General features: G+C 41.5%; 20 protein-coding genes and 1 tRNA gene. 8 read left to right on the top strand and 13 right to left on the bottom strand.

Annotation, left to right across the window (positions count from 1 at the left end; all coding sequences use genetic code 11):
• Positions 1-153: 153 nt before the first annotated feature.
• Positions 154-1,941, bottom strand: coding sequence for an aspartate--tRNA ligase (aspS, locus tag H6G41_RS16070; protein WP_190747190.1), 1,788 nt, complete (start codon positions 1,939-1,941; stop codon positions 154-156).
• 586 nt (positions 1,942-2,527) lie between these two features.
• Between aspS and H6G41_RS16075 the strand changes: the two genes are divergently transcribed.
• Both H6G41_RS16075 and H6G41_RS16080 read left to right on the top strand, forming a co-directional pair.
• Entirely contained in the window at positions 2,528-3,430 is a 903-nt protein-coding gene (locus tag H6G41_RS16075) for an MvdC/MvdD family ATP grasp protein (protein WP_190747191.1), read from the top strand.
• A gap of 382 nt (positions 3,431-3,812) precedes the next feature.
• Positions 3,813-4,205: a hypothetical protein gene (locus tag H6G41_RS16080; protein WP_190747275.1), complete on the top strand. Its 393-nt coding sequence runs from the start codon at positions 3,813-3,815 to the stop codon at positions 4,203-4,205.
• Between the two features lie 7 nt (positions 4,206-4,212).
• On the opposite strand, the gene H6G41_RS16085 is transcribed toward H6G41_RS16080, so the two are convergent.
• The 4 genes from H6G41_RS16085 to H6G41_RS16100 form a co-directional block, all read right to left on the bottom strand.
• Positions 4,213-7,674, bottom strand: coding sequence for a PAS domain S-box protein (locus H6G41_RS16085; protein ID WP_190747192.1), 3,462 nt, complete (start codon positions 7,672-7,674; stop codon positions 4,213-4,215).
• Positions 7,675-8,223: 549 nt separating this feature from the next.
• Positions 8,224-9,672 carry a DUF3370 domain-containing protein gene (locus H6G41_RS16090; RefSeq protein ID WP_190747193.1) on the bottom strand — a complete coding sequence of 483 codons (1,449 nt, stop codon included), beginning with the start codon at positions 9,670-9,672 and terminating at the stop codon, positions 8,224-8,226.
• Between the two features lie 194 nt (positions 9,673-9,866).
• A complete protein-coding gene (locus tag H6G41_RS16095; protein WP_190747266.1) occupies positions 9,867-10,436 on the bottom strand; it encodes a DUF3611 family protein in 570 nt (189 codons plus the stop codon).
• A gap of 327 nt (positions 10,437-10,763) precedes the next feature.
• A complete protein-coding gene (locus tag H6G41_RS16100) occupies positions 10,764-10,904 on the bottom strand; it encodes a hypothetical protein (RefSeq protein WP_190747194.1) in 141 nt (46 codons plus the stop codon).
• Between H6G41_RS16100 and H6G41_RS16105 the strand changes: the two genes are divergently transcribed.
• A complete protein-coding gene (locus H6G41_RS16105; RefSeq protein ID WP_190747195.1) occupies positions 10,903-11,376 on the top strand; it encodes a TspO/MBR family protein in 474 nt (157 codons plus the stop codon). The two genes, H6G41_RS16100 and H6G41_RS16105, sit on opposite strands and share 2 nt — an antisense overlap.
• Before the next feature lie 240 nt (positions 11,377-11,616).
• On the opposite strand, the gene H6G41_RS16110 is transcribed toward H6G41_RS16105, so the two are convergent.
• A complete protein-coding gene (locus tag H6G41_RS16110; protein ID WP_190747196.1) occupies positions 11,617-12,522 on the bottom strand; it encodes a rhodanese-related sulfurtransferase in 906 nt (301 codons plus the stop codon).
• Positions 12,523-12,593: 71 nt separating this feature from the next.
• Here H6G41_RS16110 and H6G41_RS16115 point away from each other — a divergent pair.
• Both H6G41_RS16115 and psbA read left to right on the top strand, forming a co-directional pair.
• Positions 12,594-12,666 (top strand) — tRNA-Ala (locus H6G41_RS16115).
• A gap of 264 nt (positions 12,667-12,930) precedes the next feature.
• Positions 12,931-14,013, top strand: coding sequence for a photosystem II q(b) protein (psbA, locus tag H6G41_RS16120; RefSeq protein ID WP_190747197.1), 1,083 nt, complete (start codon positions 12,931-12,933; stop codon positions 14,011-14,013).
• A 67-nt stretch (positions 14,014-14,080) separates the two neighbouring features.
• Here the strand turns inward: psbA and H6G41_RS16125 are convergent, their stop codons facing one another.
• The gene (locus H6G41_RS16125) at positions 14,081-14,443 is read right to left on the bottom strand and encodes a helix-turn-helix transcriptional regulator (protein WP_190747198.1); all 363 of its coding nucleotides are present in this window, start codon (positions 14,441-14,443) and stop codon (positions 14,081-14,083) included.
• Between the two features lie 381 nt (positions 14,444-14,824).
• On the opposite strand from H6G41_RS16125, the gene H6G41_RS16130 reads away from it, so the two are divergent.
• On the top strand, positions 14,825-15,466 hold the full coding sequence (locus H6G41_RS16130) for a DUF4142 domain-containing protein (protein WP_190747199.1): 642 nt from the start codon (positions 14,825-14,827) through the stop codon (positions 15,464-15,466).
• Positions 15,467-16,077: 611 nt separating this feature from the next.
• Here the strand turns inward: H6G41_RS16130 and H6G41_RS16135 are convergent.
• The 3 genes from H6G41_RS16135 to H6G41_RS16145 form a co-directional block, all read right to left on the bottom strand.
• Positions 16,078-16,473 carry a DUF309 domain-containing protein gene (locus tag H6G41_RS16135; protein WP_190747200.1) on the bottom strand — a complete coding sequence of 132 codons (396 nt, stop codon included), beginning with the start codon at positions 16,471-16,473 and terminating at the stop codon, positions 16,078-16,080.
• A complete protein-coding gene (locus H6G41_RS16140; RefSeq protein WP_190747201.1) occupies positions 16,470-16,835 on the bottom strand; it encodes a ferredoxin thioredoxin reductase catalytic beta subunit in 366 nt (121 codons plus the stop codon). The genes H6G41_RS16135 and H6G41_RS16140 overlap by 4 nt, the downstream gene beginning before the upstream one ends.
• 223 nt (positions 16,836-17,058) lie before the next feature.
• On the bottom strand, positions 17,059-18,216 hold the full coding sequence (locus H6G41_RS16145) for a DUF58 domain-containing protein (protein ID WP_190747202.1): 1,158 nt from the start codon (positions 18,214-18,216) through the stop codon (positions 17,059-17,061).
• A 340-nt stretch (positions 18,217-18,556) separates the two neighbouring features.
• Here H6G41_RS16145 and H6G41_RS16150 point away from each other — a divergent pair, with 340 nt between their 5' ends.
• Entirely contained in the window at positions 18,557-19,747 is a 1,191-nt protein-coding gene (locus tag H6G41_RS16150; protein WP_190747203.1) for a type IV pilus twitching motility protein PilT, read from the top strand.
• A 79-nt stretch (positions 19,748-19,826) separates the two neighbouring features.
• Here the strand turns inward: H6G41_RS16150 and H6G41_RS16155 are convergent, their stop codons facing one another.
• Positions 19,827-21,842 carry a serine/threonine-protein kinase gene (locus H6G41_RS16155; protein WP_190747204.1) on the bottom strand — a complete coding sequence of 672 codons (2,016 nt, stop codon included), beginning with the start codon at positions 21,840-21,842 and terminating at the stop codon, positions 19,827-19,829.
• Positions 21,843-22,138: 296 nt separating this feature from the next.
• Here H6G41_RS16155 and H6G41_RS16160 point away from each other — a divergent pair, with 296 nt between their 5' ends.
• Complete coding sequence (locus H6G41_RS16160) at positions 22,139-23,404, top strand: PPC domain-containing protein (protein WP_190747267.1); 1,266 nt, start codon at positions 22,139-22,141, stop codon at positions 23,402-23,404.
• Between the two features lie 88 nt (positions 23,405-23,492).
• Here H6G41_RS16160 and H6G41_RS16165 read toward each other — a convergent pair whose 3' ends face one another.
• Positions 23,493-24,509 carry a WD40 repeat domain-containing protein gene (locus H6G41_RS16165; protein WP_190747205.1) on the bottom strand — a complete coding sequence of 339 codons (1,017 nt, stop codon included), beginning with the start codon at positions 24,507-24,509 and terminating at the stop codon, positions 23,493-23,495.
• A 113-nt stretch (positions 24,510-24,622) separates the two neighbouring features.
• Positions 24,623-26,665 (bottom strand): serine/threonine-protein kinase, encoded by a 2,043-nt coding sequence (locus H6G41_RS16170; RefSeq protein ID WP_190747206.1) that lies wholly within the window; start codon positions 26,663-26,665, stop codon positions 24,623-24,625.
• Positions 26,666-26,998: the final 333 nt, after the last annotated feature.

The raw sequence follows: 26,998 nt of genomic DNA on the forward strand, positions 1-26,998 counted from the left end.
TCTGGCTGAAGGAAGATGCATCACTTCACACAAGGAAAATTTCAGGGCGAGATTTTCCCGTTCTTGACGATGATTAATTCGTAGTAAGCACTTCAGTGCTTCCCAACAAAGGACTAAAGTCCTTACTACGAATTACGAATTACGAATTATCGCCTAAGTTTTTGGTTTGAAAGTTGAAGCAACGTGCAATTCTTTTAACTGCTTCGCATCAACTCCAGAAGGTGCATCTGTTAACACACAACGGGCTTGTTGTGTCTTCGGAAAAGCGATGACATCGCGAATGGATTCTTCCCCAGCTAATAGCATCACTAATCGATCTAAACCGTAAGCGATACCACCATGAGGCGGTGTTCCATATTCAAAAGCTTCTAACAAAAAGCCAAATTTATTTTGGGCTTCTTCTGGCGATAAACCTATAGCTTCAAACACCTGTTCTTGCACATCTCGCTGATAAATCCGCCGACTACCACCGCCAACTTCAAAGCCGTTAAATACTAAATCATAAGCTTGGGCGCGAGCGGTTTTTAAGTCATGTAAATCATCGGGATGGGGGGCTGTGAAGGGGTGGTGTAATGCTTCTAAGCGTTTTTCATCTGCATTCCACTCGAACATGGGGAAATCGGTAATCCAGAGCAAGTTAATTTTTTCTGGATCGATTAACCGAAATTCCTTAGCAACAAATTGCCGCAATCGATCTAAAGTTTTATTAACTGTAGCAACATCACCCGCCCCAAATAATAATAAATGACCGGCTTTTGCACCTGTACGGCGTAAAATTTCCGCTTTTTGTTCGGGGCTGAGGTTGTCTTTAATCGCCCCAATTGTGTCAATTTCACCATCTTCGCGAACGCGAATATAAGCTAAACCTTTCGCACCTGCTTCAGCGGCTTCTTTGAACATATCACCGCCTGGTTTGATGCGGACATTAGAAATAGCATCGTTACCGTTGGGAATGGGTAAAATTTTGACGATCCCACCATGAGCGATCGCATCGCGGAAGACTTTGAAACCAGAATCTTTTAAAACATCAGAAACATCAACTAGTTCTAAACCATAACGGGTATCTGGTTTATCACTACCATAGCGTTCCATCGCCTCAGCATAGGTAAGACGGGGGAAAGGATGTGGTAACTCAATTCCTTTGACGCTTTTGAAGATATAAGCAACTAACTTCTCGTTGAGTTGGATAATTTCTTCTTGGGACATGAAACTCATTTCCATGTCTAACTGCGTAAATTCTGGTTGTCTGTCGGCGCGTAAATCTTCATCGCGGAAGCAACGCGCCACCTGATAGTATCTGTCCATACCCGATACCATCAGCAATTGTTTAAATAATTGCGGTGATTGGGGTAAAGCAAACCACTCGCCGGGGTTAACGCGACTGGGGAGAATGTAATCTCTAGCGCCTTCTGGGGTAGAACGAGTCAGTATTGGGGTTTCAATTTCAATAAAACCTTCTACGTCTTCTAAGTAGCGGCGCATAGCTTTTACAACTTGATGACGCAATTGGATATTTCGCGCCATGCGATCGCGTCGCAAATCTAAGTAACGATACTTCAGTCGCAATTCTTCGCGCACTGACTCAGTGTCAGCCGTGGAAACCTGGAATGGTAACTGTTTGCGCACACCATTGAGTAGTTCAATTTTATCCGCGTAGATTTCGATTTCACCTGTAGGTAGGCGAGGATTGAGAGATTCGTCGGGACGTTGTGTCACCCTACCAGTGATTGCGACAACGTATTCATTCCGCAGAGCATTCGCCTGCTCATAGGAATCTGGGGTGCGTTGCGGATCGCTGACAATCTGGACAATACCAGAGCGATCGCGTAAATCTAAAAATATCACGCCCCCATGATCGCGGCGACGGTCTACCCATCCGTACAAGGTAACAGTTTCTCCAATATCTTCTTTTCGGAGTTCGCCGCAATAGTGAGTTCGCATAGTAGTTAATTCTGTTCTTCCGCTCTAGATGGGCAAGTAAATGTCAAAGCCTTCCCATTATCTAGCATCAATAGTATCTAATTGAAGACAAGATGGCATAATCTCCTGCCAAGGAGCTGAGGAGATCGCTTTGAGATATCTTTTTGTAACTATATGCTAGGTTCCGCCCTGATGCGTGCATAGCCCAGATAACCAGGTTTTTTCAATATTGCTCATCAGTATGCTGACACTGAAATATGTTTGCATGAATTTTTTTTGCATCGGTTTCTGTATCGGCTACTTCGCTGAGGTATTGCTTACCCAAGCTTGGATATGTCAGACATCAACATAAATACGTATATTTTTGAAAATAGATAGGAATCTTAATATACACTACATCTTAATTCAAAATTAATTCCCTATGCAAAATTTTCTCGCCAAAATGGCTACAAAACTGTCAGCAAAACAGTTAAATTTTAAATTATCCATTTACAGATAACCTTGATATATTTGGCTGAGAATAATTGCTGTAGCAATCATAAATGTATTAATGAATATTAATGCTTAATTATTGATTTCTTCAATGGAGAGTCTGATTGCAACAAAGATGAATATTTTAATTTTGGGTAATGCAGAGGATTCACATGCTGCACATATTAAACAAGCCTTAACCCAAGCAGGTGTCACAGCAGATTATTTAGATACTGCTTTATTTCCTTCCCAGATAAAAATGTTTTGGCAACCTGATACACAAATAGGGGGATTAATCCTAGGCGAACGCCGCTTAAATTTTACAGATATTAAAAGTGTATTTTGGCGACAGTTTTCTGGAGTTTATATTCCTGAGTTACAGGATGATGAACAAAGAAGAATCGCCTTGAATGATTCAATGAGTACTTTGCGATCGCTCCTGCAAGCTTGTCCTTGTCGATGGGTAAATTCCTGGGAAGCTTACGAATTTCATAAAGAAAAACCTTTACAACTAAAAGCTGTTAAACAACTGGGAGTAAATATTCCTGCAACTTTGATTGCTAACGATCCCCAAGCAATTACAGAGTTTGCACAGTCGCACGAAAAAGTTATTTTTAAGCCTGTGTATGGCGGCGCACATACCCAGTTAGTCACAGAGTTTCATTTAGATCCCAAACGCTTGAATTTGGCTGTAAAAATTTCTCCTGTGACTTTACAAGAATATATTGTCGGTACAAATATTCGTAGTTATGTAATTGCTGATTCCGTCTACTCTGCGGAAATTCGCAGCGCTGCTTTAGATTTTCGCGAAGATATGGAAGCTGAGTTAATTCCAAAAGAAGTACCTGAATTTGTCAAACAGCAATGTTTAGCGATTACTCAAGCATTAAAGTTACAGTGGACAGCAATTGATTGGCGATTAAAACCTACGGGCGAATATATATTTTTAGAAGCTAATCCTAGCCCGATGTTTTTGCATTTTGAAAAACAAACTGGTTTTCCGATTACAGAACAATTGTTGAAGTTGCTGATGCATTAATGAATTAATTTTTAATTAAAAATTAAATACAGCCACCCACAAGTAAGAGCCATTTTTGTCGGCAGAGAGACCCCTCCCCTACAGGTGGTTATATTTTTTTAATTGGTATGAACTAAATAAAAAATAAAATTATTTTTGAAAGTTAATCATAGCCATTTTGGCAACTTTTTTAGGCAAATAAGCCAAAATGGCTAGAACAAAACGTCAAGCTGGATTAGGCTAAAAAATAGCTAAATAAATATAGCTAAAAGTAAGCTAATGCACGTCTAAATTGCATAACTACTAATCAAGGTGTTAACTGTTAACATCCCTCATGATTGTCAAACTTTCTGTTGGCGATATTTTGTTGATTAATTGTGTTGTAGGTTCAGGAAAAAATTTTATGCATCACCCTTTTGGACTCAATCTTTCTGATTTAGAATTGCTAGAACTAGATTTTGAAGAACAGCTAGCAGAAGCGGAAGCTGAACAAGTTCAAGGTGGAACTCAAGGTAGAATTGATGTAACTACCTTGGCTTTAGGTGAAGAAGGTGGAACTGATGTAACTACTTTGGCTTTAGGTGAAGAAGGTGGAAATTTTACTACTAAGGCTTTAGGGGAAGAAGGTGGTGATATCCAGTGTATATCTGCTCCATGTCCAGGAAGCGAAACAGGTGGTAATCCTCGTCCAACTCCTAAGCCACCTGTAGTTTCTCGAATTAAATCTGAACATGGCGGCCCTATTTATACCAAAGCTCGACATGGTTTTGAAGGGGGTGGCTGGCCGATTCATTAGTTACTAATTATTTTTTCAGAAGTCTGGCGATCGCTTGCACTAATTCATCAGATTCTACTGGTTTGGCTAGGTGCTTTTGAAAACCCGCCGCTAAAGCCTGTTGTTGGTTCAACTCACCTGCAAATGCTGTCAGCGCGATCGCGGGAATTTTACCGCCTTGCTCTATTGCCATAGTTCTAATTTCTCGTATCAATGTATACCCATCTATTTCCGGCATGGCGATGTCGCACAGCAGAATGTGGGGTTGTGAATGTTTCAACTCTGCTAAGGCTGCGGCTGCTGATGCTGCTGCGGTGACTTCAGCACCATGTTGTTGCAGAATAAAACTCAGTAAATCCCTGGTATCTACATCGTCATCCACTACTAGTATGCGGACTCCAGTAAAATCTAATGTATTTTCTGGTGGAATTTCCTGGGGTTTTTGGGCTGTTGTGGCTACTAAAAGCGGTAATTTGACTGTAAAGGTAGCTCCCTGTCCTTCTCCAGGACTGTCTGCATGAACTGTACCACCATGCATTTCGACAATGTGACGCACGATCGCTAATCCTAACCCTAAACCACCAAACTGGCGGGTGGTGGCGCTATCTGCTTGACGAAATGTCTCAAATACGTAAGGTAGAAACTCTCGGCTAATTCCTTTACCAGAATCGCTGACTTGAATTTGAGCTTCGCTACCAACAGACTCTAGTTTGATGTTCACTTGTCCACCTGGGGGGGTGAACTTAACTGCATTGGAGAGCAAATTCCACACTACCTGTTGCAAACGACTAGAATCACCCAGGAAATGCTTGACAGGGGAAACAATTTCTGTATGAAGTTGAATTGATTTAGCTTCCGCCGCCAAACGTACTGTTTCCTTCGCCGCCTCAATGGTGGCTGCTAAATCAACCGGACAAATATTTAGTGTCAATTTCCCTTGCAGAATCCGGGAAATATCTAATAAGTCGCCAATTAGTTGAGTTTGCAATTTAGCATTGCGCTCGATTGTCTCTAGGGCGATCGCTTTTTTAGCATCATCCAATTTGCCATTCCGCAGCAGCTTTGTCCAGCCCAGAATTGGATTTAAAGGCGTACGCAGTTCATGAGACAAGACTGCGAGAAATTCATCTTTAATTCGGTTTGCGGATTCTGCTGCTTCCCTAGCTCTCTGCTCCCGCAGTAATAATTGTTCGCGCTCCTGTTCTGCTTGCTTGCGTTCGCTGATATCAATATTGACACCTAAAAACCGCTCGACTTCCCCATCTACACTCCGGATAATTCGCCCTTTAGATGACAGCCAGACCATAGCACCATCATTGCGGACGATGCGGAATTCGTCGTAGTATTCATCACCTTGAGCAAACAAATTTTCCACAGTTTGCAATGTGCGTTGGCGATCGTCAGGATGAATAAAATCTGTCCAAGACTTGATGCTAGGTTCTTCAATATTGCGCTCTAAGCCCAAAATATCCCAGATCCCCTCTGACCATGATATTTTTCCCGTTCTCACATTCCATTCCCAGGTGCCAATTTTGGCTGCTCTCTGCGCCAATCTTAGCCTTTGCTCGCTCTCTCTGAGTGCTTGATCTGTCCGCTGGCGATCGGTAATATCGCGAGAAACTGCAATTACACCCGCAATTATCTGCTTTGGAGTTTGCAGAGGAGCCAGAATGTATTCATAGTAATGTATTCCGTCTGGTGTCGGATATTCAGCCTCAGCGGTGAGGGGTTGTCCTGTCCTCATAACTACTGCACGTTGAGTATCCAGCCGATTCATCGTTTCCGCAACGGTTAGGGGTAAACTAAGTTCTTGCCAAATCTTACCCACAAGATCCTCAGGTTTGCAGCCCATGATAGCTGCACCACCATCACTAACATATTGATAGCGACCAAGCAAATCGAAAATATAAATATGATCGACGGAAGCAGAGAGAATGGCTTGTAATACATTCGCCTGGTTCTGGATTTGCAGCATTAACTGATTGGTATGTTCCTCTGTCCGCTTGCGATCGCTAATATCTAAAAACGCAGCTACCGAACCTCTCGCGTTACCTTGCTCATCCAGTAAGGGAGCTGCATAACCAAACAAGTTAAATATAGTACCATCAGCACGGACGATATCCAGCTCTGTACCTTTGATTTCTACTTTATGAATGGCTGCATAACGCAGGGGAAATTCGTCTGCTGTCAGTTCCTGTCCATCCCGTAATACTTTGTAAGCTGGAGGCTGTATATTAACTGGGGTGTAGGAAACATTAATTTCCGGGGATATACCTAAAATTTGAGCGAATGCTGGGTTGGCTTTTACTTGTTTAAATTCTGGATCTTGAGCGATGAGAATACTGATAGGAGTTAGCTCAAACAGAGTTTTCAAGTCTTGGTTCAAAGAAGCGATCGCTACTTCACGAGTTTCTAATGCTGCTGCCATCTCGTCAATAGCACGGCCAAGTTGACCGATTTCCCCCATCTTATGGGATAGTCTGGTGCGTGTATTCAGTTCACCTTTACCCAATTTCTCGGCTGTTTGCACGAGCAATTTCACCTGGCGAATCAAAAAAACATCGCCACCTACCCAAGCCGCAATTAACGCCAAGGTAGTAACAGCACCTAACCCCAGCAAATTGCGAACTAACAGCCTATCTTGCTGCGCCAAAATAGTAGATAGGGGAATACCAACTCTAATGTAAGCATCTGGCTTGAGTGGATTATCACCTAGTGGGGTAAAAGCAAAGAGGCGAGGGATACCATCCAAGCTAATCGATTCGTATGTCCCCTCACCTTGAGCCTGTTTCATTTCATAAAAAGCTGCTTCTGGTAAAGATTTCCCTACCCAATTCTGCGGTTCGGGATAGCGAACTAAAAGCTTACCCTGGTCATCAACTACACTCAGTAATGCTTCGGGAGGTAACTTTACTTGTGCTGCTAACTTATTCAACTGATCTAAATCGACAACTGCGATGACTACATTTTGAACTCGTTGCTTCTGGTCTAAAATCGGGTAAGCAAAGTTAACCGTTGCTTTTTTCGTAAAGCGATCGATTTGATATTCACCAATTTCAAATTTGCGAGTTTGCAACACATTTTGGAAATAAGGGCGATCTGCTAAGTTAACAGAATCTGTGTTATAAAGGGCACTACAAATCTTGTTGCCTTGGACATCAATTACAGCAAAGTTGGCGTAGGTAGGATACTGCTGTAACAGATCTGCAAGTAAGCGATCGCACTCTACTGATTTACCCTGACGGATCACAGGTAATTGCCCCAATATTGTGAGAATCTGACGAGTTGTATCAACTACCTGCTTTTGGTTAGTAGCTGCTAATCTCACTAACCGTAATGTATTTTCTTGCGTCTCTAATATAGCGCTGCGTCTTTGTTCCGAAGCCGTGTAAAGAATTAGCCCTAATGCCGGCACCACGGCTAGAAGGACGAGTAGTACCAGACGAGTCCGCAGGCTAGATAAGAGTATACTATTGAACCAGGAGCGCATTATGATTTTGGTTACCTCCCGTATCGGCACTAAGCGATTCTCATCCCTGACTTCAGAAATCGTCGGTATTGAGGATTGGTATTTTGGTATTCAATCTAAAACCTAAAAGCTATAGCAATTATTTTAAATTGATACTAGCTCTAGGCTAACACTCAAAAGTCGCCTAGATTAAAGATACAGCTTATTTTCGGTAAATCAAGTACCAGCTTAGCGGTGCAATATTGTTGTGTGTTAACGAAAATTTGAATTGTTGATATTTCGTCAAAATAATAATTGTTTTTTGCATTAATTAAAAATCGCTTAGTTTTATTTTTAACTCTTTATATAAATATTAAGTTTCACAATAAGAATAAAAGCAATTTCTGGACAATAATATATAGGAATTTGATTTAATTTATAAAACAATACCTGTTTTGGGTAACTCCAAAAAATGAATTATCCCAAATTGTAGGGGCGGGGTGTCCCCGTCCCTGAGAATTACTGGCTTGGTAAGTTAATAATTGGTATATTTTTTATTTGGAAATCCCTTAATTCAGCTGCGCCAGAGATTCATTCAACAGTTCTAACACTTAACACCTGTGGTGGTGTGGAATCTGGTGGATAAATCAAATCTACCTGCACCCTGCGTTGACTTCCAGGTGGTAGCGTTAGCTTTAACAAAGGCTCTAAAACCTGACCTGTCCTGTGCCATAAATGTACATAGCGCGTTTTTTGTTGCCCGCGCTCGTCAGTATAGCGCAGCCGCACAGTACCACGGAAAAAGGGAAAATCTAAGGATGGTTTGCGAAAGCGGATACCACCTTGGGATAATTTATCTTCTTTTAACGGTGTTTCCAAGGTGACGGTGACTGTCTGTGTTTCTTTGCTGGGATTATTTAAAGGTAAGCTGAGATTATATTCCACCCCATAATTACCATGAGCTTCATAGGCTGTATCTGGATAGCGTACTAACATCTTTGCCGTTTGGATTTGTCCGCTACCCAATTGACCGCCGCGTAAAGTATCTATAGCATAAGAAATCGCCTGACCGCGCTGGGGAATAGTCAGAGTTTGCGCTTTGGCATTATCTGTAAGTAAAGCTTGCCATTGCGAACCACTAGAAACACCTGCTACACGCCCATAAATTAGCGCACCGCTGGTAGCATTGGGCGGAGTAGGAGTTTTATCTCTAGGGCCAGCGAAGTTACCATTATTGAGTAAAGCTTGCCATTCGGCTAAAGTGGGAGAGCGTTCGCTCCCATCAGGATTTTTCTTGGCATACATTGCTAAACTAGCGGCATAAACTTTATTACTACTACGCAACCGCATAAAAGTAGAGCGACCATTGACAGGTTTTTCTAAATTTCTCACCTCAATGCCATGATTGAGTAATAATCGGCTTTGTCCCGGTGGAATAATCAATTTTGCAGGAAACTCAGCTTGACGAACTCCCCGCAACACATCACTCACAGCACGCGCACCAGGCCCAGAGAAAGCTTTCCCATCATTATTTTCGATGTAGGGCGCTAAGGTGACAAAAGGCGCATCCTTGAGTAAATAACTCGCTGCTTGTAAAACATCCACTGTCACAGGTTTTTTACCAGGATTATGCAACATTACGCCCAAGTAAAGAGTCTGTAAATCCTTAGGGGTATGGGTATAGTGGTGCGCAAATAAATCAAAGCGTCCCTGAAACGGAAAATTCAGATGTGCTGCTGGGACTTTTTTGCCATTTGGGGGAAATGTGGAAAGTAAAATCCCCTCATTTTTGACCCATTCTGGGCTATTGCTATTAAATACAGGAATATTATCCAGCTTTCCAGGTAAAGGACGTACTTCCCCAGCTTGCACAATTACTTGAGGTGCTGGTTTGGGTGAAGTTTGGGCAACTACTTGAGAAGTATTACTTTTACCATTAGAGTTAAAAATTCCCGGTCTGAATGCTTGAGTTAGAGTTACTCCTAATAAAAATAAGCAGATAAATGCAGGTAATTTATATTCAGGCTTAGGCGCTGGCATGAGTGTTGATTTTCTCAGGAACTGTGATTTTTAGGATGATTAATTGTAACTACAAGTTCCTGAAAGAGCATTTCTTATACTAAGGCTGAAGAAAAGCAGAGGGAACACTTCGACTTCGCTTAGTGTTCGACTTTGCTCAGTGGTAAAGGGTAGAAGAGAAGAATTGATTTTTGGGGATTGTTTCAAACCCTTTTTTAATGTTGATTTACCCGCTCAAGTAGCCATAGCGAAGAAACTGTACCAACAAAATGAGCCGCAATTCCATTGATGTTTGCTACTGCTACAAATACATCAAGGGCACGAATAATTTTATAAGGATCGGTGAAAGCTACGCCGGGAGGCTGGGATATAGATTTTGCGACTAACACTCCTATCGTAAAACCAGCGCCTAAGAGATTTAAAAGTATGCCAATTAAAGCGGCGATAATTCCCCAGCGAATTGCTTTAACAGTATCTGCTTTACTAGGGTGAAGGGCAGGATTGAGATTTCCTAAACGCTTACCGATGCGAGTATAACGAAAATCCCAATATACGCTAAATAATAGTACGAGAATTCCACATCCAGCCCAAAACACGCCCACCCCAAGACCTGCAATTTGTTGCTCAGCAAAACCTCGACCAGTAGCAGCAAACAACAAAGTTAAGCCAGAAACCACAGCCAATCCCAACTGTATCCAAAAGGCGATCCAGCCTGTGAAGCGAATATTATTAGCGATGCTTTGAATTCCTGGTGCGATCGCTCTCGTTTCTGATTGAGTTTGCATATTACTTTCCATGTGATTAGCTCCTCCCCTAATCCCTAAGAATATGTCTACTAGCTTGTCCCATACCCCCATCCCCAGACAGAACCACTACCACATCCAGAGAAATACAATCGCAACTAGATACTAACCGCCAGCCGCAATCATAGCTGCAATATTTTGCGGTCTTGTCTAGAAATGATGCGCAACTATGCCGAATTACGCTTGACAATAAATGTGGTTTTTGTGACAATTGCCACGCGGTAATTACATAAAATCGGCGCTCGATTGCCCACTTCTTCAAGGGGTGGGATGAACACAAGCAAAGGAAGATGATGAAAAATTAAACATTTATAGACTGAGGAAATATCTCTGAATGAGGCGAGTAATCAAACTCAAGGATGATGAGATAAAAGGGCTAAATTGCCAATATTGGACTTGAATGTGTGAAATTTTGATAGTTGCTAGCGATCGCAAAGGATAGGGCAGCATGATTAGATCTTGGATGGTAATTGGCGGCGTAGCTTTCGTAGTTGCTTTAGCAGCTAATTTGATTACGCCAAGCGATCGCAAGTGGTTTGAGCGCTTGCAAAGACCCAGGTGGTTAACCTTTGAAGGAGCCATTCCCATTATCTGGACTGTAATTTTTATCTGTGGTGCTTGGTCAGCTTATATTATTTGGGAAAAAAACCCAGGCAGTGACGCAACTTGGGTAATGATGGCTTTATACCTACTTCTAGAGATTGTTACTATTGCCTATACACCTGTAATGTTTCGCCTCCGTAGTCTCAAAATAGGTACAATTCTCGGCGGTACAGGTTTCATTATTGGTTTATTACTAACACTTGCAGTTTTGACTACTTCTGGTTGGGCAGCTTTATTATTAGTTCCCTACCTGCTTTGGAGTCCCATCGGTACTTATACCACCTGGAAGATGATTAACCTCAATCCCCAAGCAGCCTAGTAATACCATTTCATTTTAAAAATGATACATATGGGCAAGCAGAGGAAGCAGAGGAGCAGAGGAAGATTTGTATCAATAATTTTGTGAATTGGTATAACTAGGGACAAAGGAAGGGGGACAAGGAAGAAATAACCAATGCCCAATACTTCGACTTCGCTCAGTACAAGTGCCCCATGCCCAATGCCCCATGCCCAATGCCCCACGCCCCATGCCCAATACCCAATTCCCCATCCCTTGTAATTATTTATTTTTGCGGTTACTTTTAAGGAGAAACTGTCGCCTTTTTTCCTGCTGACGTACTCTTTTTTCTTCAGTAAGGCTGTCAAAACAGTAGGGGCAAGAAATACCTGACTCATACTGAGGTGAAGCTTTATCTGCCGCAGAAATTGGGCGACCACAACCTTGACACATCTCATAGCTACCGGCTTCTAAACCGTGACGCACAGCCACTCGTTCATCAAAGACAAAGCATTCTCCTTCCCATAAGCTTTCTGCGGCGGGAACTTCTTCTAAATATTTGAGAATACCTCCTTTGAGGTGATAAACTTCGGCAAAGCCTTGTGAAAGCATATAAGATGAGGCTTTTTCACAGCGGATACCACCAGTACAAAACATGGCTATCTTTTTGTGTTTACTGGGGTCAAGGTTTTGGCTGATATAATCGGGAAATTCGCGAAATGAGTGCGTTTGAGGATTTTGTGCTTTCTTGAAAGTACCAATATTCACCTCATAATCATTGCGGGTGTCAATCACAATTACTTCTGGATCGGAAATTAACTTATTCCATTCTTTTGGGCTGACATAAGTACCCACTTGTTGATTTGGGTCAACTTCCGGCAAACCTAAAGTGACAATTTCTGACTTCAACCGCACCTTCATCCGCTCAAACGGCGGAGTTTCCGTATAAGACTCTTTGTGTTCTAAGTCTGCCAAACGAGAATCGGAACGCAGAAATTCTAAAACTGAGTCAACAGCTTGACGAGAACCAACAATTGTACCGTTAATGCCTTCTTGGGCTAACAAAATTGTGCCCTTAATACCTTGCTGTTGACAGTAAGACAACCAAGGGTCTCGCATTTGTGCAAAATCTGGCAAACTGACGAATTTATAAAGTGTTGCCACCACTAAGAGATTTTCTTGCTTCATTCCGTTTCTAAAGTGACTATATTCAGGTAGTATTGTAGAGATAGCTTAATTACCTACATCTTTAATTTTACGGGGGTTTAGCTCAGTTGGTAGAGCGCCTGCTTTGCAAGCAGGATGTCAGCGGTTCGAGTCCGCTAACCTCCATAGCCTTAGCTTTTTTCTGAAACCTGAACAATGACTTTCACTAATTGTTCGGGTTCAATTGGTTTGGCAATGTGTCGTTGAAATCCAGGCTGCAAGGCTACAATTAACAATCTTTTCCAGACTGCGATCGCACCTCTCAAAAAAATATCCAGGAAATTACTGTTTATAAGCTTGCAAGCTATATAACTTTATGGTTATATATTGTTTATGCGCAGGGTAACTTGCGGCGCAATATTTAACCAATACATTTGCACTCATTAAACAATGACAACAATTCTTGAAAAGCGCAGAAGCGCTGGGTTATGGGATCGGTTTTGTAACTGGGTCACCAGTACGGAAAATCGGTTATATGTGGGCTGGTTTGGAGTCATTTTAATTCCCACAGCTTTGACAGCCGCGATTGTTTTCGTTTTGGCGTTTGTTGCTGCACCTCCAGTTGATGTTGATGGTATTCGGGAACCTGTAACCGGTTCATTGCTCTATGGCAATAACATTATTACTGCAACTGTAGTTCCAACTTCAGCCGCCATTGGCTTGCACTTCTACCCGATTTGGGAAGCCGCTTCTTTAGATGAATGGCTTTACAATGGCGGCCCTTACGAAATGATTATTTTCCACTTTCTCATTGCCGTCTATGCCTATATGGGTCGGCAATGGGAACTCAGCTATCGCTTAGGAATGCGTCCTTGGATTCCTGTGGCATTTTCTGCACCAGCGGCAGCAGCCACAGCTGTATTGTTAATCTATCCGATTGGGCAAGGTAGCTTTTCTGATGGGATGATGCTGGGGATTTCCGGAACCTTTAACTTTATGATTGTGTTCTCACCAGAACATAACATTCTCATGCATCCGTTCCACATGCTGGGTGTTGCAGGGGTATTTGGCGGTGCTTTATTTTCCGCAATGCACGGTTCTCTAGTTACTTCTACCCTGGTGCGGGAAACAACAGAAATTGAATCTGCAAATACTGGATATCAATTTGGACAAGAAGAAGAAACCTATAACATCATCGCCGCACATGGTTATTTTGGACGGTTAATCTTCCAATATGCCAGCTTTAATAACTCCCGGGCGTTGCATTTCTTCCTTGCGGCTTGGCCTGTAATTGGGATTTGGTTTGCAGCCTTGGGTGTTAGCACCATGTCATTTAACTTGAATGGCTTTAACTTCAATAACTCTGTGTTGGATAGCGAAGGACGGACAATTCCCACCTGGGCTGACTTACTCAATCGAGCCAACTTAGGAATTGAGGTGATGCATGAACGTAATGCGCACAACTTCCCTTTAGATTTAGCCTGTGGTGAGGCTCAACCAATTGCGCTGACAGCACCAACCATCGCCAGCTAGTTGGTAACTTCTCGATCTCTCCTCTGGTTCATAGCGATCGCACCCTTTTTGTGAGGGTGCTTTTTTATTAAAATACTGCTGTATTGCTACGTATAGCTTTTAAGCTTTCTGCCTGTTGTAGAATGCGATCGCTAATCCGGTTACAAGCTATCTCACAAAGTTCAAAAATCATCGGATCGGTAATCTCGTAAAAAGCACTAGTCCCTTTGGGCTGACGAGATAAAACTCCAGCTTGAGTCAACACTTTTAGATGCTTAGATAAATTTGCCTGTCCTAAACCAGTTGCATCCGCAATTTCCATCACATTCATCGGGCCTGACTTGAGACAGATCAATATCTGTAACCTACTTACCTCGGATAGCACCTTGAAATACTCAGCCACCGCCGCAATGACTACAGGTTCAGTCTGAAATGGTTTTGTTTTTAGCATAGGTAATATTTAATCAGTCAGCACAAAAATACTTTATTAATTTTCAGTATATTAATATTCTTTGTACACAAGGCTATCCTTTGCCGAAGGCATGGGTCAAGGCTATTTTTCCATAATTAGCTGTATGGTCAAATCTAGTCAAGTTTTTCAGAAATATTCTTTGTAACTTTACAGTCTCTCCCCAGAGAGAATTAAAGCCTATTCCTCTGGTAGAAGTTTTGCCCTCGCTTCAGTAGCTACCTTTGTCATCAGAAATCAACATAAATTGCACCTGCCGCAAATACTGCCAAAAATTTTTTCCCAAATTTACCCCAGGCAGGTTTGATTGGGGATCGCCAAGATTGTTTCCAGATTCAAACCAAACAATATCAATCAATGAATATGCTATATCAAACAAAAAGTTTGAAAAAGGTTATTACCACCTTTGTTGGAATAGCTAGCGCCAGCGCCTTCTTGAGTCTGCCAGTATTAGCCCAAGCTAACTGCAATCATCAGGGTCAAAACAATTCAAATCGCAATGTTTTGAATCAAAATAGTACGCCGACTGCAAATCCCACAGCTAGCCCACAACCCATGAATTCTAATACTCCATTAACCACAACGGATGTAGAATTCATTAACCAAGCAGCGCAAAGTGATTTAACTGAGATTCAAACCAGTCAGCTAGCACTACAAAAATCACAAAACACAGCTGTGCGTAACTTTGCCCAGCAAATGATTAAACATCATACAGCTTCCAGCCAAAAACTAGCTGCGATCGCGCAAGCTAAAGGTGTGACTCTCCCAACAGAACTGGATTCCCAAAATCAAGCTTTATTAACCAAGCTCCAAGGTTTATCTGGTAGTAATTTTGACCAAGCTTACATGCAATTACAGACTCAAGCACACCAAAAAACTTTGGCTGAATATCAAAATTATTTACAAACAGGATTAGATGCTGATTTGAGAGTTTTTGCCAGTGGAATTGCACCGGTTGTGAAACAGCACTTAGAAATGGCGCAAAAGATGACACTAGGGCGGTAAAGCTATCCTTTGAGGGTTGTTGACCGAATGGCACTAAGAAAAGCTGAAAGCTCGTCTGGGTAGGGTGTTGGGGGCAGGGTGTTGGGTGTAGGGGGAAATTAAGAAAACCAAATATCGAGTACGAACATAAATATTTTCCTTCTTGCCTACGGCACGCTACGCGAACACTACACCCGACACCCGACACCCCACACCCAAAAGCCTTATAGGTAATGGGTTTGGCGTTATCTTAGTGCCATTCGGCTGTTGACCGTTGACAGTTGACCGTTGACAGCCTTTATTAGTAAGCTATTCTGCTTTTAAGTTGCACAATCCGTCGTAAAGGCTGTTGAGCGTTGACAGTAGGGGCGGGTTTATTTAGATCTTTGTTGCTCAACGCGGATATCGGTGAACCCGCCCCTACACCCGCCCGTACAACAGTTAACAGCCCTTATTAGTAGTTGTGCAATTTAGATGCGCATTAGCTTATTGATGCAATTTTAGATGGGCATTAGTTTAGTCAGTAGTTGAGCTACTGACTACTTATTAATCATGATATTTAATCCCCCGAATAAATTCGGGGGATTGTTTTGCAAGTTGATATCATAGTCAGCCTGCACCCCTAAGGCTAATTACTGGTCATTAATTAGTTCAATTCTGGGTAAGGGTAAGGTGTCAGCTTCACCTGAGTCATCAGCACCAGTCTTACCCGGGCCGGTTTTCTGTAATGCTTGTAATAAGTCTACAGTCTGGGTTAATAGCGCTTCTAAATCAATGCCTGCATAATTCCCTGGATAGCGACGCAGACGGTTACTGCCTTCTCCTAGGAGAATTACAGCACCTCGCCAGTTTTGATTACTTAAATGATAAAGCGCTACAGCAATTTGTAAAATCCCTTGATAGAAGCTTTTTTCTGGTTCGCTGGCTTCAATCCACAAAGCTTCTAGAGTATCGTGACAGGCATAGAACTGTGCAGAATTGAACTGTTCTACACCTAGCCAAAACTCTTGGGGCATGGTCTCACTCATGCCATACTTTCTCGTACTTCTTTGATTGTTTCTATGGTGATTTCTTGTTTTTCACCGGCAAACTCGTTATCTGGAGTTAAAAACAGCATACAATGGCATTCTTTACGTTCTCGCATCGGTACACAAGGACAGTTCCAATACGCAGCATTGACCTCAGCTTCTTTATCTTCGTAGTGACGACAGGGACATAATGGTGATCCCAGTTCATCTTTATGTTTGGCTAGCCCTTCGATCACTACTGCTGTCACAGAAGGTTCAGAACAGAAGTATGTTCCAGTACGCTTAGCGTATTGTTCGGAAAAATGCCGCATTGCCTCTAGGCTTTTATCGCTGGATATTGTGTTAACTTCTGGTGAGATCATGGAATCGGCTGCTCATAATTTAAACATTTCTTTGCATTGTACATCAGCCTTAGAGGGCTATTGCTGGGATATTTCCCCAACCTCAGACAGGAAATTTGTCTTAGGTTTGCTTAAAGGCTGATATGTCTGGATTACTGGGAACAAAAAAAATTGCAGTTATCAACAAGAGTTAATTTTTAGAAACATATTGAAATATCGCACACATTCAACTGTAAATCTTTCATCAAACCAATGGTTTTTGTAATTGGGGTTGTAGTGCTTGGTCGCTTTGCACCATAATGCCAGAGAAGTTTTGATTGACTGCTACTGGTTGTGCGGGTAAAGAAGTATTTTGCCACAAAATCCAGCGACTTCCGGAACTGAGAGCAGAAATACTATCAGGATTTTGTGTCAACCAAATTACCGGGTAGCCTTCAGGTAAAGGAGTTTTGCTATCTTCTTGGGTTGTGGTAGCGGCTAAGGCTTCTTGAACTGTCAGATCGCCATTGATTAAACCTGTAAATGCTGTCCATAGATTTACTTGCATGTTTTGGCGTTGGGCATAAAAATATAATGAAGCGGCAGCAATTACCGCTTGTTCAAAGTTTTCTGTTTCCCATTGCGATGCACTGTCTAGGGCAATAACTATTTCCTGTCCGCTAGTGACTATTTCTAATTCTCGTACCCGTAATTCCCCGTAACGGGCGCTGCTACGCCAGTGAATCAGACGAATGGGATCGCCGACTCGGTAAGGACGTAGCGATCGCACTAATCCACTAGTTTCTGTTTGCAAAGGCTTACCCCGCAGATGGTTAGTATAGCTTTCTTCTTGCCCCATTTCATCGACTAGGGGGCAGTAGGACAGAGGTAACACACTAGGATAGACAATTGCTGTGGCTGGACATTCACGCTGACGGCGACACCAAAACAATCCTAAAGGCGCACCAGTAACTAATTCAACATTTTGCCAGCGATAGACGCCCCGGCGTTGTGTGGGTTGATAGTATACCCAACGATAATGGCTTTGGGGAGGAATAGTTTCTATGGCTGTGGTGACTGGTTTACTTAAAACAAAAGGTAATATATCCTCAACTTTGAGCATGTTCACTGGCTGCTGAGTTTGATTGTGAATTTCTATTTCGACAGTTAATTCATCACCTGCGGATATCGGCTTAATCCGACGGCGTTTGACAGTTAAACCCATAAGCGATCGCGGCGGTAAAATAGCAGCGACAATCAACAAAGCAAAACTGATACCGCTGATGGCGTACAACCACCCAGCCATTGTGTTAACAGCAGCCCCAAAAAAACAAATAGCAACTCCTGCTAATACCCCACCGCTATATGCAGGTGCACAAGCGCGGTTTTGTAACCAATTAATCATCGATGTGGTAAGTTTCATAATTTCCTTTTTAGCTTACCCATATCGAAAATTTATAAAACTTCCGTATTTACCTAAAGAATTGATGAAGATAATTTCAAAAATAAAAATATTTTCTCCCCAGGTAGTAGATTAGATCATCTAAGTAAGTCTACGGTTGACTTAAAGCAAATCAGTTAATCTATTCGTTTGGGATTAACTGGATAGTTTGTTGCAGCAACAATCTTATATCTTGGATTTTTCTCATATATAAAACGTGAAACAGCAGTAAAAAAATCTCAACATCAGCAATTTAAAATTTATCGTCCAAGCTAAGTTTAACCGTTGCTTATTAGCTAATACTTGCTATGGCAAAAATTATATGGACAACGCACTGCAACTACCACCACCACCACCACCACCTGTGCCATACAAATCGCAAAAAAAGGTAGTCTCGATTCAGCAAATGGTTCGCGATGCCTATATTCAGCAAGCCTCTGATATTCACATTCGCGTGGGAGAATTACCGCGATTTCGGATTCGGGGACAGATGGAAGTATATGAATTAGGAGAATTAATCACCCCAAAAATCTTTGCCGCATATTTAGACGAGATTCTCACTCCCTTAGGAAAACAGCAGTTTGCTAACACCAAAGAACTGGATACGGCAATAGTTTATCCAGGATTTCTGCGTTGTCGCGTCAACTGTTTTGAAACCTTAACTGGCGGTGCCATAGTACTACGGTTAATTACCTTGCATGTTCCTAGTATCGATAGCTTGGGTTTACCGTCTATCCTGAAAAATATTATTAATAAAAAACAAGGATTAGTATTAGTTACAGGCCCGACAGGCTCAGGAAAATCTACGACAATAGCGGCAATGATTCGCTATCTAAATGAAACAGCCCAAAAACATATTGTCACGATTGAAGACCCCATTGAATACGTGCATACATCCCAAAATTGCTTAATTAGCCAGCGGGAAGTTGGTTTGCATACCAATGAATTTCATGAAGCTTTGCGGTCAGTATTACGGGAAGATCCAGATGTAATTTTAATCGGAGAAATGCGCGATCGCGTGACTGTCGATACTGCCCTCAAAGCCGCACAAACTGGTCACTTAGTATTGGGTACTCTCCACTCGCAAGACAGTATTCGCTCAATTAATCGCTTACTCAACCTCTATCAGCCTGATGAACAACCAATCATGCGGGTGCAAATTGTCGATTCCTTAGTGGCTGTGATTAATCAAAATTTGCTCACCACAACCGATGGTGGACGTACAGCCGCAATGGAAATTTTGCTCAATACACCGACAATGCAAGATTACCTGCTCAAAGGTGAAGAAGCAGAAGCCTATGACTTGATGGAAGCTAGCAGCAGAGAGGGTATGAAAGTTATGAATGATGCCCTTTGTGAATTGATGCTAACTGGTCAAATTAGTATTGAAGATGCTTTTAACATTACACCAGATGTTGGCGATTTGCGTCGTCGTTCTCGCAATGAAGGGTTAGATCCATCTCATAGCACCCGTCGTGATGTGTACACAGCTTATAGCTATAGTTCACATTAATACAGCAGATTGCTACTGGGTGAGGTACAGATAATTATAGGGGCACAACATGTTTGTGCCCCTATAAAATTATTTGCTTTTAATCCGATAAATGCCAAATCTTGATAATATTCTCCGCACTACCACCACTAGCAATAGTCTGACCATCAGGACTAGTAGCTACAGCATAAATATAACCAGAATCTCGCTTTAAAGTCCGAATTTCTTTTCCAGTTTTTGTATCCCAAAGTTTAATTGTATTATCATTACTACCACTGACAAGACTGACATTATTTAATGTTTTGCTAGCTATTACTTTAGGTAAATAGACAACAGAATTAACTTTGTCATCATGACCTTGTAACGTCCGCATTGTTTCTCCTGTTACCAAATTCCACAATTTAATAGTTTTATCTTTACTACCACTAGCAATAGTCATACCATCGGGGCTAAAAGCCACAGTCAAAATTAATTGAGCATGGCCGCTAAAAGTACGAATTTCTTTTCCGGTTGCTACATTCCACAGTTTAATTTTATTATCCCAACTTCCACTAGCTATGGTCTGCCCATCGGGGCTGAAAGTAATAGCAGAAACTGCCTTATTATGTCCCGTTAATGTGCGAATTACTTGTCCGGTTGAGATATCCCAAAGTTTAATTGTTTTGTCTAAGCTAGCAGTGGCTAAAATATTGCCATCAGGACTAAAAGCTACAGATGCGATTCCATCTTTATGTCCTTTTAATGTCCGAATTTCCTCCCCAGTTGAGACATTCCATAATTTGATATTTCTATCTGCACTACCACTAGCTAAGGTTTTGCCATCAGGACTAAAGGCGACAGTCCAAATCCATTGAGAATGTCCTTTGAGAGTGCGGATTTCTGTTTTCGATGCTAAATTCCACAGTTTGATTGTATTGTCATCACTACCACTTGCTAATATTTTCCCATCCTTGGCAAAGGCGACAGAATTGACATCGCTAGCATGTCCTTTAAGGGTGTTGGGTTGCTGGGAATTATCTGTGGTATTTATTGGTTGACGAGGATCGGAAAATCTAATCGCTGGTTGTGAGCGCGAGTGTAAATAACCAATTCCTCCTAATAGGATTAATAAAATTCCTGCACCAATTAACCAAGATTTTTGCAAATTTGGTTTTTGGGTAATTGAGGAGCCAGAAATTACCGTAGGTAGAGATGCTGCTAATAGATTTTGCGGTGTCAAATCTTTGATGACTTCATCCGCAGATTGATAGCGTTTCTGAATATCTGTAGTTAATAGTTTGTTGAGTACCCGATCTAAATTGACATCGGTGCGGACTTCATGGCTGCGCTCGTTATTGACATATTGTTGCCAAGAGTTGACCCAAGCATAGCCTTTTTGCATCAATAGTTGGGATGGGCGAATCTTCGTCAATAAATGAAAGCAAGTTGCACCTAAACTAAATAAATCGCTCGATGGAAAAGCTTTTCCATCTTGCATTTGTTCCATCGGAGTATAACCATGCGAACCTATAGTTGTGCCGATTTGCGTATGTACGGTTGCTGTGAGCTGCTTAGAAGAGCCAAAATCAATTAAAACTAATCGCCCATCGCTTTGACGGCGAATAATATTTTGGGGCTTGATATCGCGGTGAATGACTCCGCGCTCGTGGATAAATTTGAGAATGGGAAGTAAATCTAACAAAAGTTGGATGATTTTATTTTCATCATAAATTACACCTCGGCGTAATTCTTGAAGCAAATTTTGACCATCAATATATTGCTGTACTAAAAACAAATAATTGTCTTGTTCAAAGTAAGCTAAAAGCGTGGGAATTTGTGGATGTTCTCCTAACTTTTGCAGTTGTTTAGCTTCTTCTTGGAAAAGTTCTACAGCTTTTTTTAATGCGGAAGTTCCCTGAATTTTGGGTGCAAATTGTTTAACTACACACCATTCATTAAGTTTATCCACATCTTCCGCTAGATAGGTTCTACCAAATCCGCCTTCATCAGAAATAACTTTTATGACACGATAGCGACCTCGTAAAAGTTCTATCAATGGTGTATTGCAACTTTGGCAAACCTTTTTATTGTCAGGGTTTACAGGGCTAAGACAATCGGGATTCAGACAGCAGCGCATACTGGGAATCCATATGCAGTTTGTGTATATATTAATTCATGACACATAATTTTGCTATAAAGTTGCCGATAATGATTATTTTGCATTCGTAAATTAATCTATAGGTAACTCAACAATTTAAAATTAAAAATAACTTCCTAAAAGAGCGATCGCTGATAGCATCTTCCATGCTTATGGTGTTAATTGAGAATTAACTATGTACTTTTAATAATTCAGGGTAAAAAAACTGCGTAAGTTTAAGACTTTGGCACAGCGATCGCATCTTGCTGTAGATATATATTTAGAGGAGTGAGATGATGCTAGTAAAAAAATCTCAAAAACCCAGCTTTCGGGCTAAATTAGCGATCGTGTTGGCAATTACTAACAGTTTTTTGATAGGTACTTATTCTCTGCCTATCAATGCTTTAGAAATGCCTAACCTGCGAAAATTCATCATTGCCAAACCACCTGATGAAAGACAACCAGAAGCTGTAGAACAAGGAATTGAGCAAATTCCCACATCTCAAACACCTGTAGCACCGCAACGCCGCGAATCAATAGATTCACCTCTACCGCCCCGTGTACCGCCTACAACTACAAATGCAGCACCCCAACCAAAACCCGCAGCGCCATCCCAACCTGTAAATACAGCACCCCAACCAAAACCCGCAGCACCATCCCAACCTGTAAATACAGCACCCCAACCAAAACCCGCAGCACCATCACAACCTGTAAATACAGCACCCCAACCGAAACCAGCCGCACCATCCCAACCTGTAAATAATGCTTCTCCTCGTCCAGAGTCAGGACGGTATCAACCAAGAACTACACCACGTACAGGTAACCAGCCAACTCGTCCAGGTTCACCTATCTCTGTACCTGCAAATCTGAATTACAAGCCAATAAATTTTGTAGATTTTGCCTTCGGTATTCTCAGCAAAGGCGATTTCCAATCTCAAGGTAGATATCATCACTTCTACCAATTTGAGGGCAGAGCAAATCAACTAGTGCAAATTAGGCTTGGTGGGAGTACTGATACACGTCGATCAAATAATCTCAGTCTCAATCCTTATATGTTTCTGCTTGACCCTGATAATAACGTCATTGTCAAGCGAGGCAGTACACAGGCAACCAATGGAATTAAAGATGCATTTGTTTTTGTCAGACTACCTGTTGACGGCACTTATACCATCGCCGTCACTAGTCGCAATCCCGGCGATACAGGTCGCTATAGTTTAGCACTGAGAAACGATCGCGCCAGCTATGCTTTAGACGAATCTGCCGAACTAACTGCCCAAAGTCTGACTTTAAAACAAAATAAAAGCCCTTACGATATTTCCAGGTTTGAGGGCAAAAAAAATCAGCTAGTTAGTATTCGTGCAGACAGTGTATTTGAAGAATTTTCTCCTTACGTAGTCTTATTAAATTCTCAAGGTAAAATTATTGCTGCGGATAATGCTAATGATGGTAAATTCAGTGCCCTGATTGATCGCGCTAGATTACCAGAAGATGATACTTATTATGTGGTAGTGACCTCTGCTAATCCGCAAGAAAAGGGTAGATACAGATTGACTTTGTATTAATTTGGGCATTGGGCATGGGGCATGGGGCATGGGGCATGGGAAAATATATTATTTATCTCCCTTGTCTTCCTTGTCCCTCATCTAAATTTCACTGCACAACTGGCCAAACTTTAATATTGCGATCCTTACCTGCACTGACAATGGTTTTGCCATTGGGGTTGAAGGCGACAGCCCAAATTTTATTGGTATGTCCTGTGAAAGTGCGGATTTCTTTTCTTTGCGGGACATTCCAAAGTTTGACAGTGTTATCCCAACCACCACTGACAAGGGTTTGACCATCAGGACTGAAAGCTATAGACCAAACTCTTTTGGCATCTGCCTTGAGGGTACTGAGTTCTCGCCCTGTGCGCAAGTTCCAAAGTTTAATCGTGCCATCCCAGCTTGCACTGGCGATGGTTTTGCCATTGGGACTGATAGCGATCGCATTAACGACATCACTATGGCCTCCCAGGCTATGTATAACTGTGCCATTAGATAAATCCCAGATTTTTATTTTCTTTTCAAAATGATTAGTGCTAACAAGAGTATTGCCGTCTGGGCTAAAGGCTAGGGAATTGATAATATCACATTCCCCCTCTATGGTGTTGATGGTTTCTCCTGTGGTCACATTCCATAATTTGATTGTCTGATCCCAACCACCACTAGCTAGAGTATTGCCATCGGGGCTGAAGGCTACAGACTGTACCGAAAGTTTATGACCTTTGAGGGTATGAATTTCTTTTCCTGTAGATAGATTCCACAGTTTGATAGTTTTGTCTATACTGCCGCTAGCGAGGATACTGCCATCCGGGCTAAAAGCTATAGAATTCACCCAATTGCTGTGACCTGTTAATGTACGGAGTTTTTGCCCAGTATTCAAATTCCACAATTTGATTGTGTTATCTGTGCTGACGCTAGCAAGCGTGTTACCATCGGGACTAATGGCTACATCTTTGACTGAACCAGAATTCTCATTGAGATTTAAGATTTCTGATACTCGTTCATTGGTATCCGCATTACCACTGCTGGCAGCTAAGGGAACTTGCGAAGACATGCCAAATCCTAACACCAGGAAAGCTGTGGTTGTTAAGACTTTAAGTTTTGAGTTAGTGAGATTTACAGACATCGCAGATCTCCCAGTAGTACTGCCTGAATGCTGCACAATAACATAGCAAGCACATCGATAAAATTACTGAATATTATATTAAATTATTATTATATATAGTTACTCAACTTTATCTATCTCGACAGTTGCCAAATCTTAATAGTGTTGTCCTCACTACCACTGATGAGGGTTTTACCATCTGGGCTAAAGTTAAGAGATGTTACTGTATTGCTATGGGCAACTAAAGTGGCAATTTCTGCGCCTGTAGTTAAATTCCATACTTTAATTGTGCGATCGCGGCTACCGCTAGCAAGGCTTTTTCCATCTGGGCTAATGGCTAAAGACGTGACTGTATTATCATGACCTACTAGTGTCCGAATTTCCATACCTGTAGTGATATTCCACAGTTTAATTGTCAGATCGCGGTTTGCACTAGCTAAAGTTTGACCATCAGGACTCATAGCTAAAGAGGTAATCGTTTTGTTATCTCCTCTGAGGGTGCGAATTATGTATCCTTTATCTAAATTCCACAATTTGATAGTTTTATCAAAACTACCGCTAGCCAGAATTTTCCCATCTGGACTAATAGCTATGGAACGCACCCAGAATTTATGTCCCTGCAATGTATAAATTTCTCTTCCTGTAGTTAAATTCCAAACTTTGATAGTGTTGTCATCACTACCACTGATCAAGGTTTTACCATCGGGGCTAATAGTTAAAGCATGAATTGAGTCAGAATGTCCCGTTAAGGTGCGAATTACTTTACCTGTCGCCAAATTCCAAACTTTGATGGTACTGTCATCACTACCACTGACTAATTTTTTGCCATTGGGGCTGATAATGACTGCATTCACTCTTTGGGAATGACCCTTGAAGTTAGAGATTACTTTACCTGTGGCGAGATGCCAAACTTTAATTATGCGATCGCTATTACTAGCTAACAACCGACCATCACGACTAATCGCCACAGATAAAACCCCATTTTCCTGTCCTGATAGGGTATTGGCTAAAGAAATTTTCTCTAATGATCTAGATGTTTTTGACTGCTGAGTCAAAACAGCCTCCGTATTCCGAGGACGATTATGTTGTTGACTCAGGCGAGACAATAAACTACTGTGCAGTTCGAGAAATGGTTTATACCAAAAGTCACCAAATCCAAATAACAAAAGTACAGAAGAAGTCAAAATCAGTAGTCTCAAGAAATTATATTTCTTAGGTAAATATTGTGTCTGGGTTTTTGGTGTTTTAGCCGAAAATTTAACTACAGGTAACACCCGTCTTTGTGGTTTTTGTGACAAATTTTGGATAACTTCATCAGTAGATTGATAACGCTTATGGATATCTTTTTGTAACAGCTTATCCATGACCCGATCCAATTCTGAATTTAAAGGTTTACGCAAATATTGCCGCCAATTTGTTACCCAAGAATAGCCATGTTCTGTCCACAACTGAAATGGAGAAATTCCCGTCAGTAAATGAAAGCAAGTAGTTCCCAAACCAAACAAATCGCTAGCTGGATAAGCTTTACCATCGCGAATTTGTTCAATAGGGGAGTAACCATGAGAACCAATCGAAGTACCAATTTTATTTTGGACTCTGGCTGTTAATTGCTTAGAAGAACCAAAATCAATTAAACATAAACGTCCATCACTGTGACGGCGGATAATATTTTCTGGCTTAAGATCTCGGTGAATCACGCCGCGATCGTGAATAAATTTGAGGATAGGTAATAAATCCAGCAACAGTGCGTGAATATCCTTATCCTTATAGGTTTTACCATGCTGCAACTCCATTAACAAATTCTGACCATTGATAAATTGTTGTACTAAATACAGACAATGGTCTTGTTCAAAATAAGCTAATAAAGTCGGAATTTGCGGATGTTCTCCGAGTTGTTGTAGTCGTTTAGCTTCTTCAGCAAATAACTCCATCGCCTTTTTTTGCGACCAAGTTCCTTGAAACTTTGGAGCTAATTGTTTGACTACGCAGCGTTCGTGTAGTTTATCTACATCTTGTGATAAATAAGTTCTACCAAATCCCCCCTCATCCGAAAGGACGCGAATAACACGGAAGCGATTTCTTAACAGTCCTGAGAGTGGGGTATTACAGGCTTGGCAAAACTTATTTTCATCGGAATTTAGTGGATTTGAGCAATCAGGATTTAAGCAGCAGATCATGAGATGATAGGCGCTACTGCATGACAAATTATGCTAAGTTTTATCCGCAATTTCCCTAGTTTTAAACTAGCTCTTGTTTACTGATGGTAGATTATCCCTGTGTTGGAAACGGGGATTTACTTAAGATAGTCAGCGTTTGTAGATTATAGTCAATTTTCCCCTAATTGAGGAAAATTACAAGAGCTAAAATAATTATTTCTTGATGATATAATAATCAGATTTTCAAATCTGTGAAAAATGTAACTAAAGGGCATGGGGCATGGGGCATTGGGCATTGGGCATTGGGCATTGGGCATGGGGAAGAAATTAATGATGCCTATACGGTGATGGCTG

The sequence above is a fragment of the Tolypothrix sp. FACHB-123 genome (genome assembly GCF_014697075.1).
GTDB lineage: Bacteria > Cyanobacteriota > Cyanobacteriia > Cyanobacteriales > Nostocaceae > Aulosira.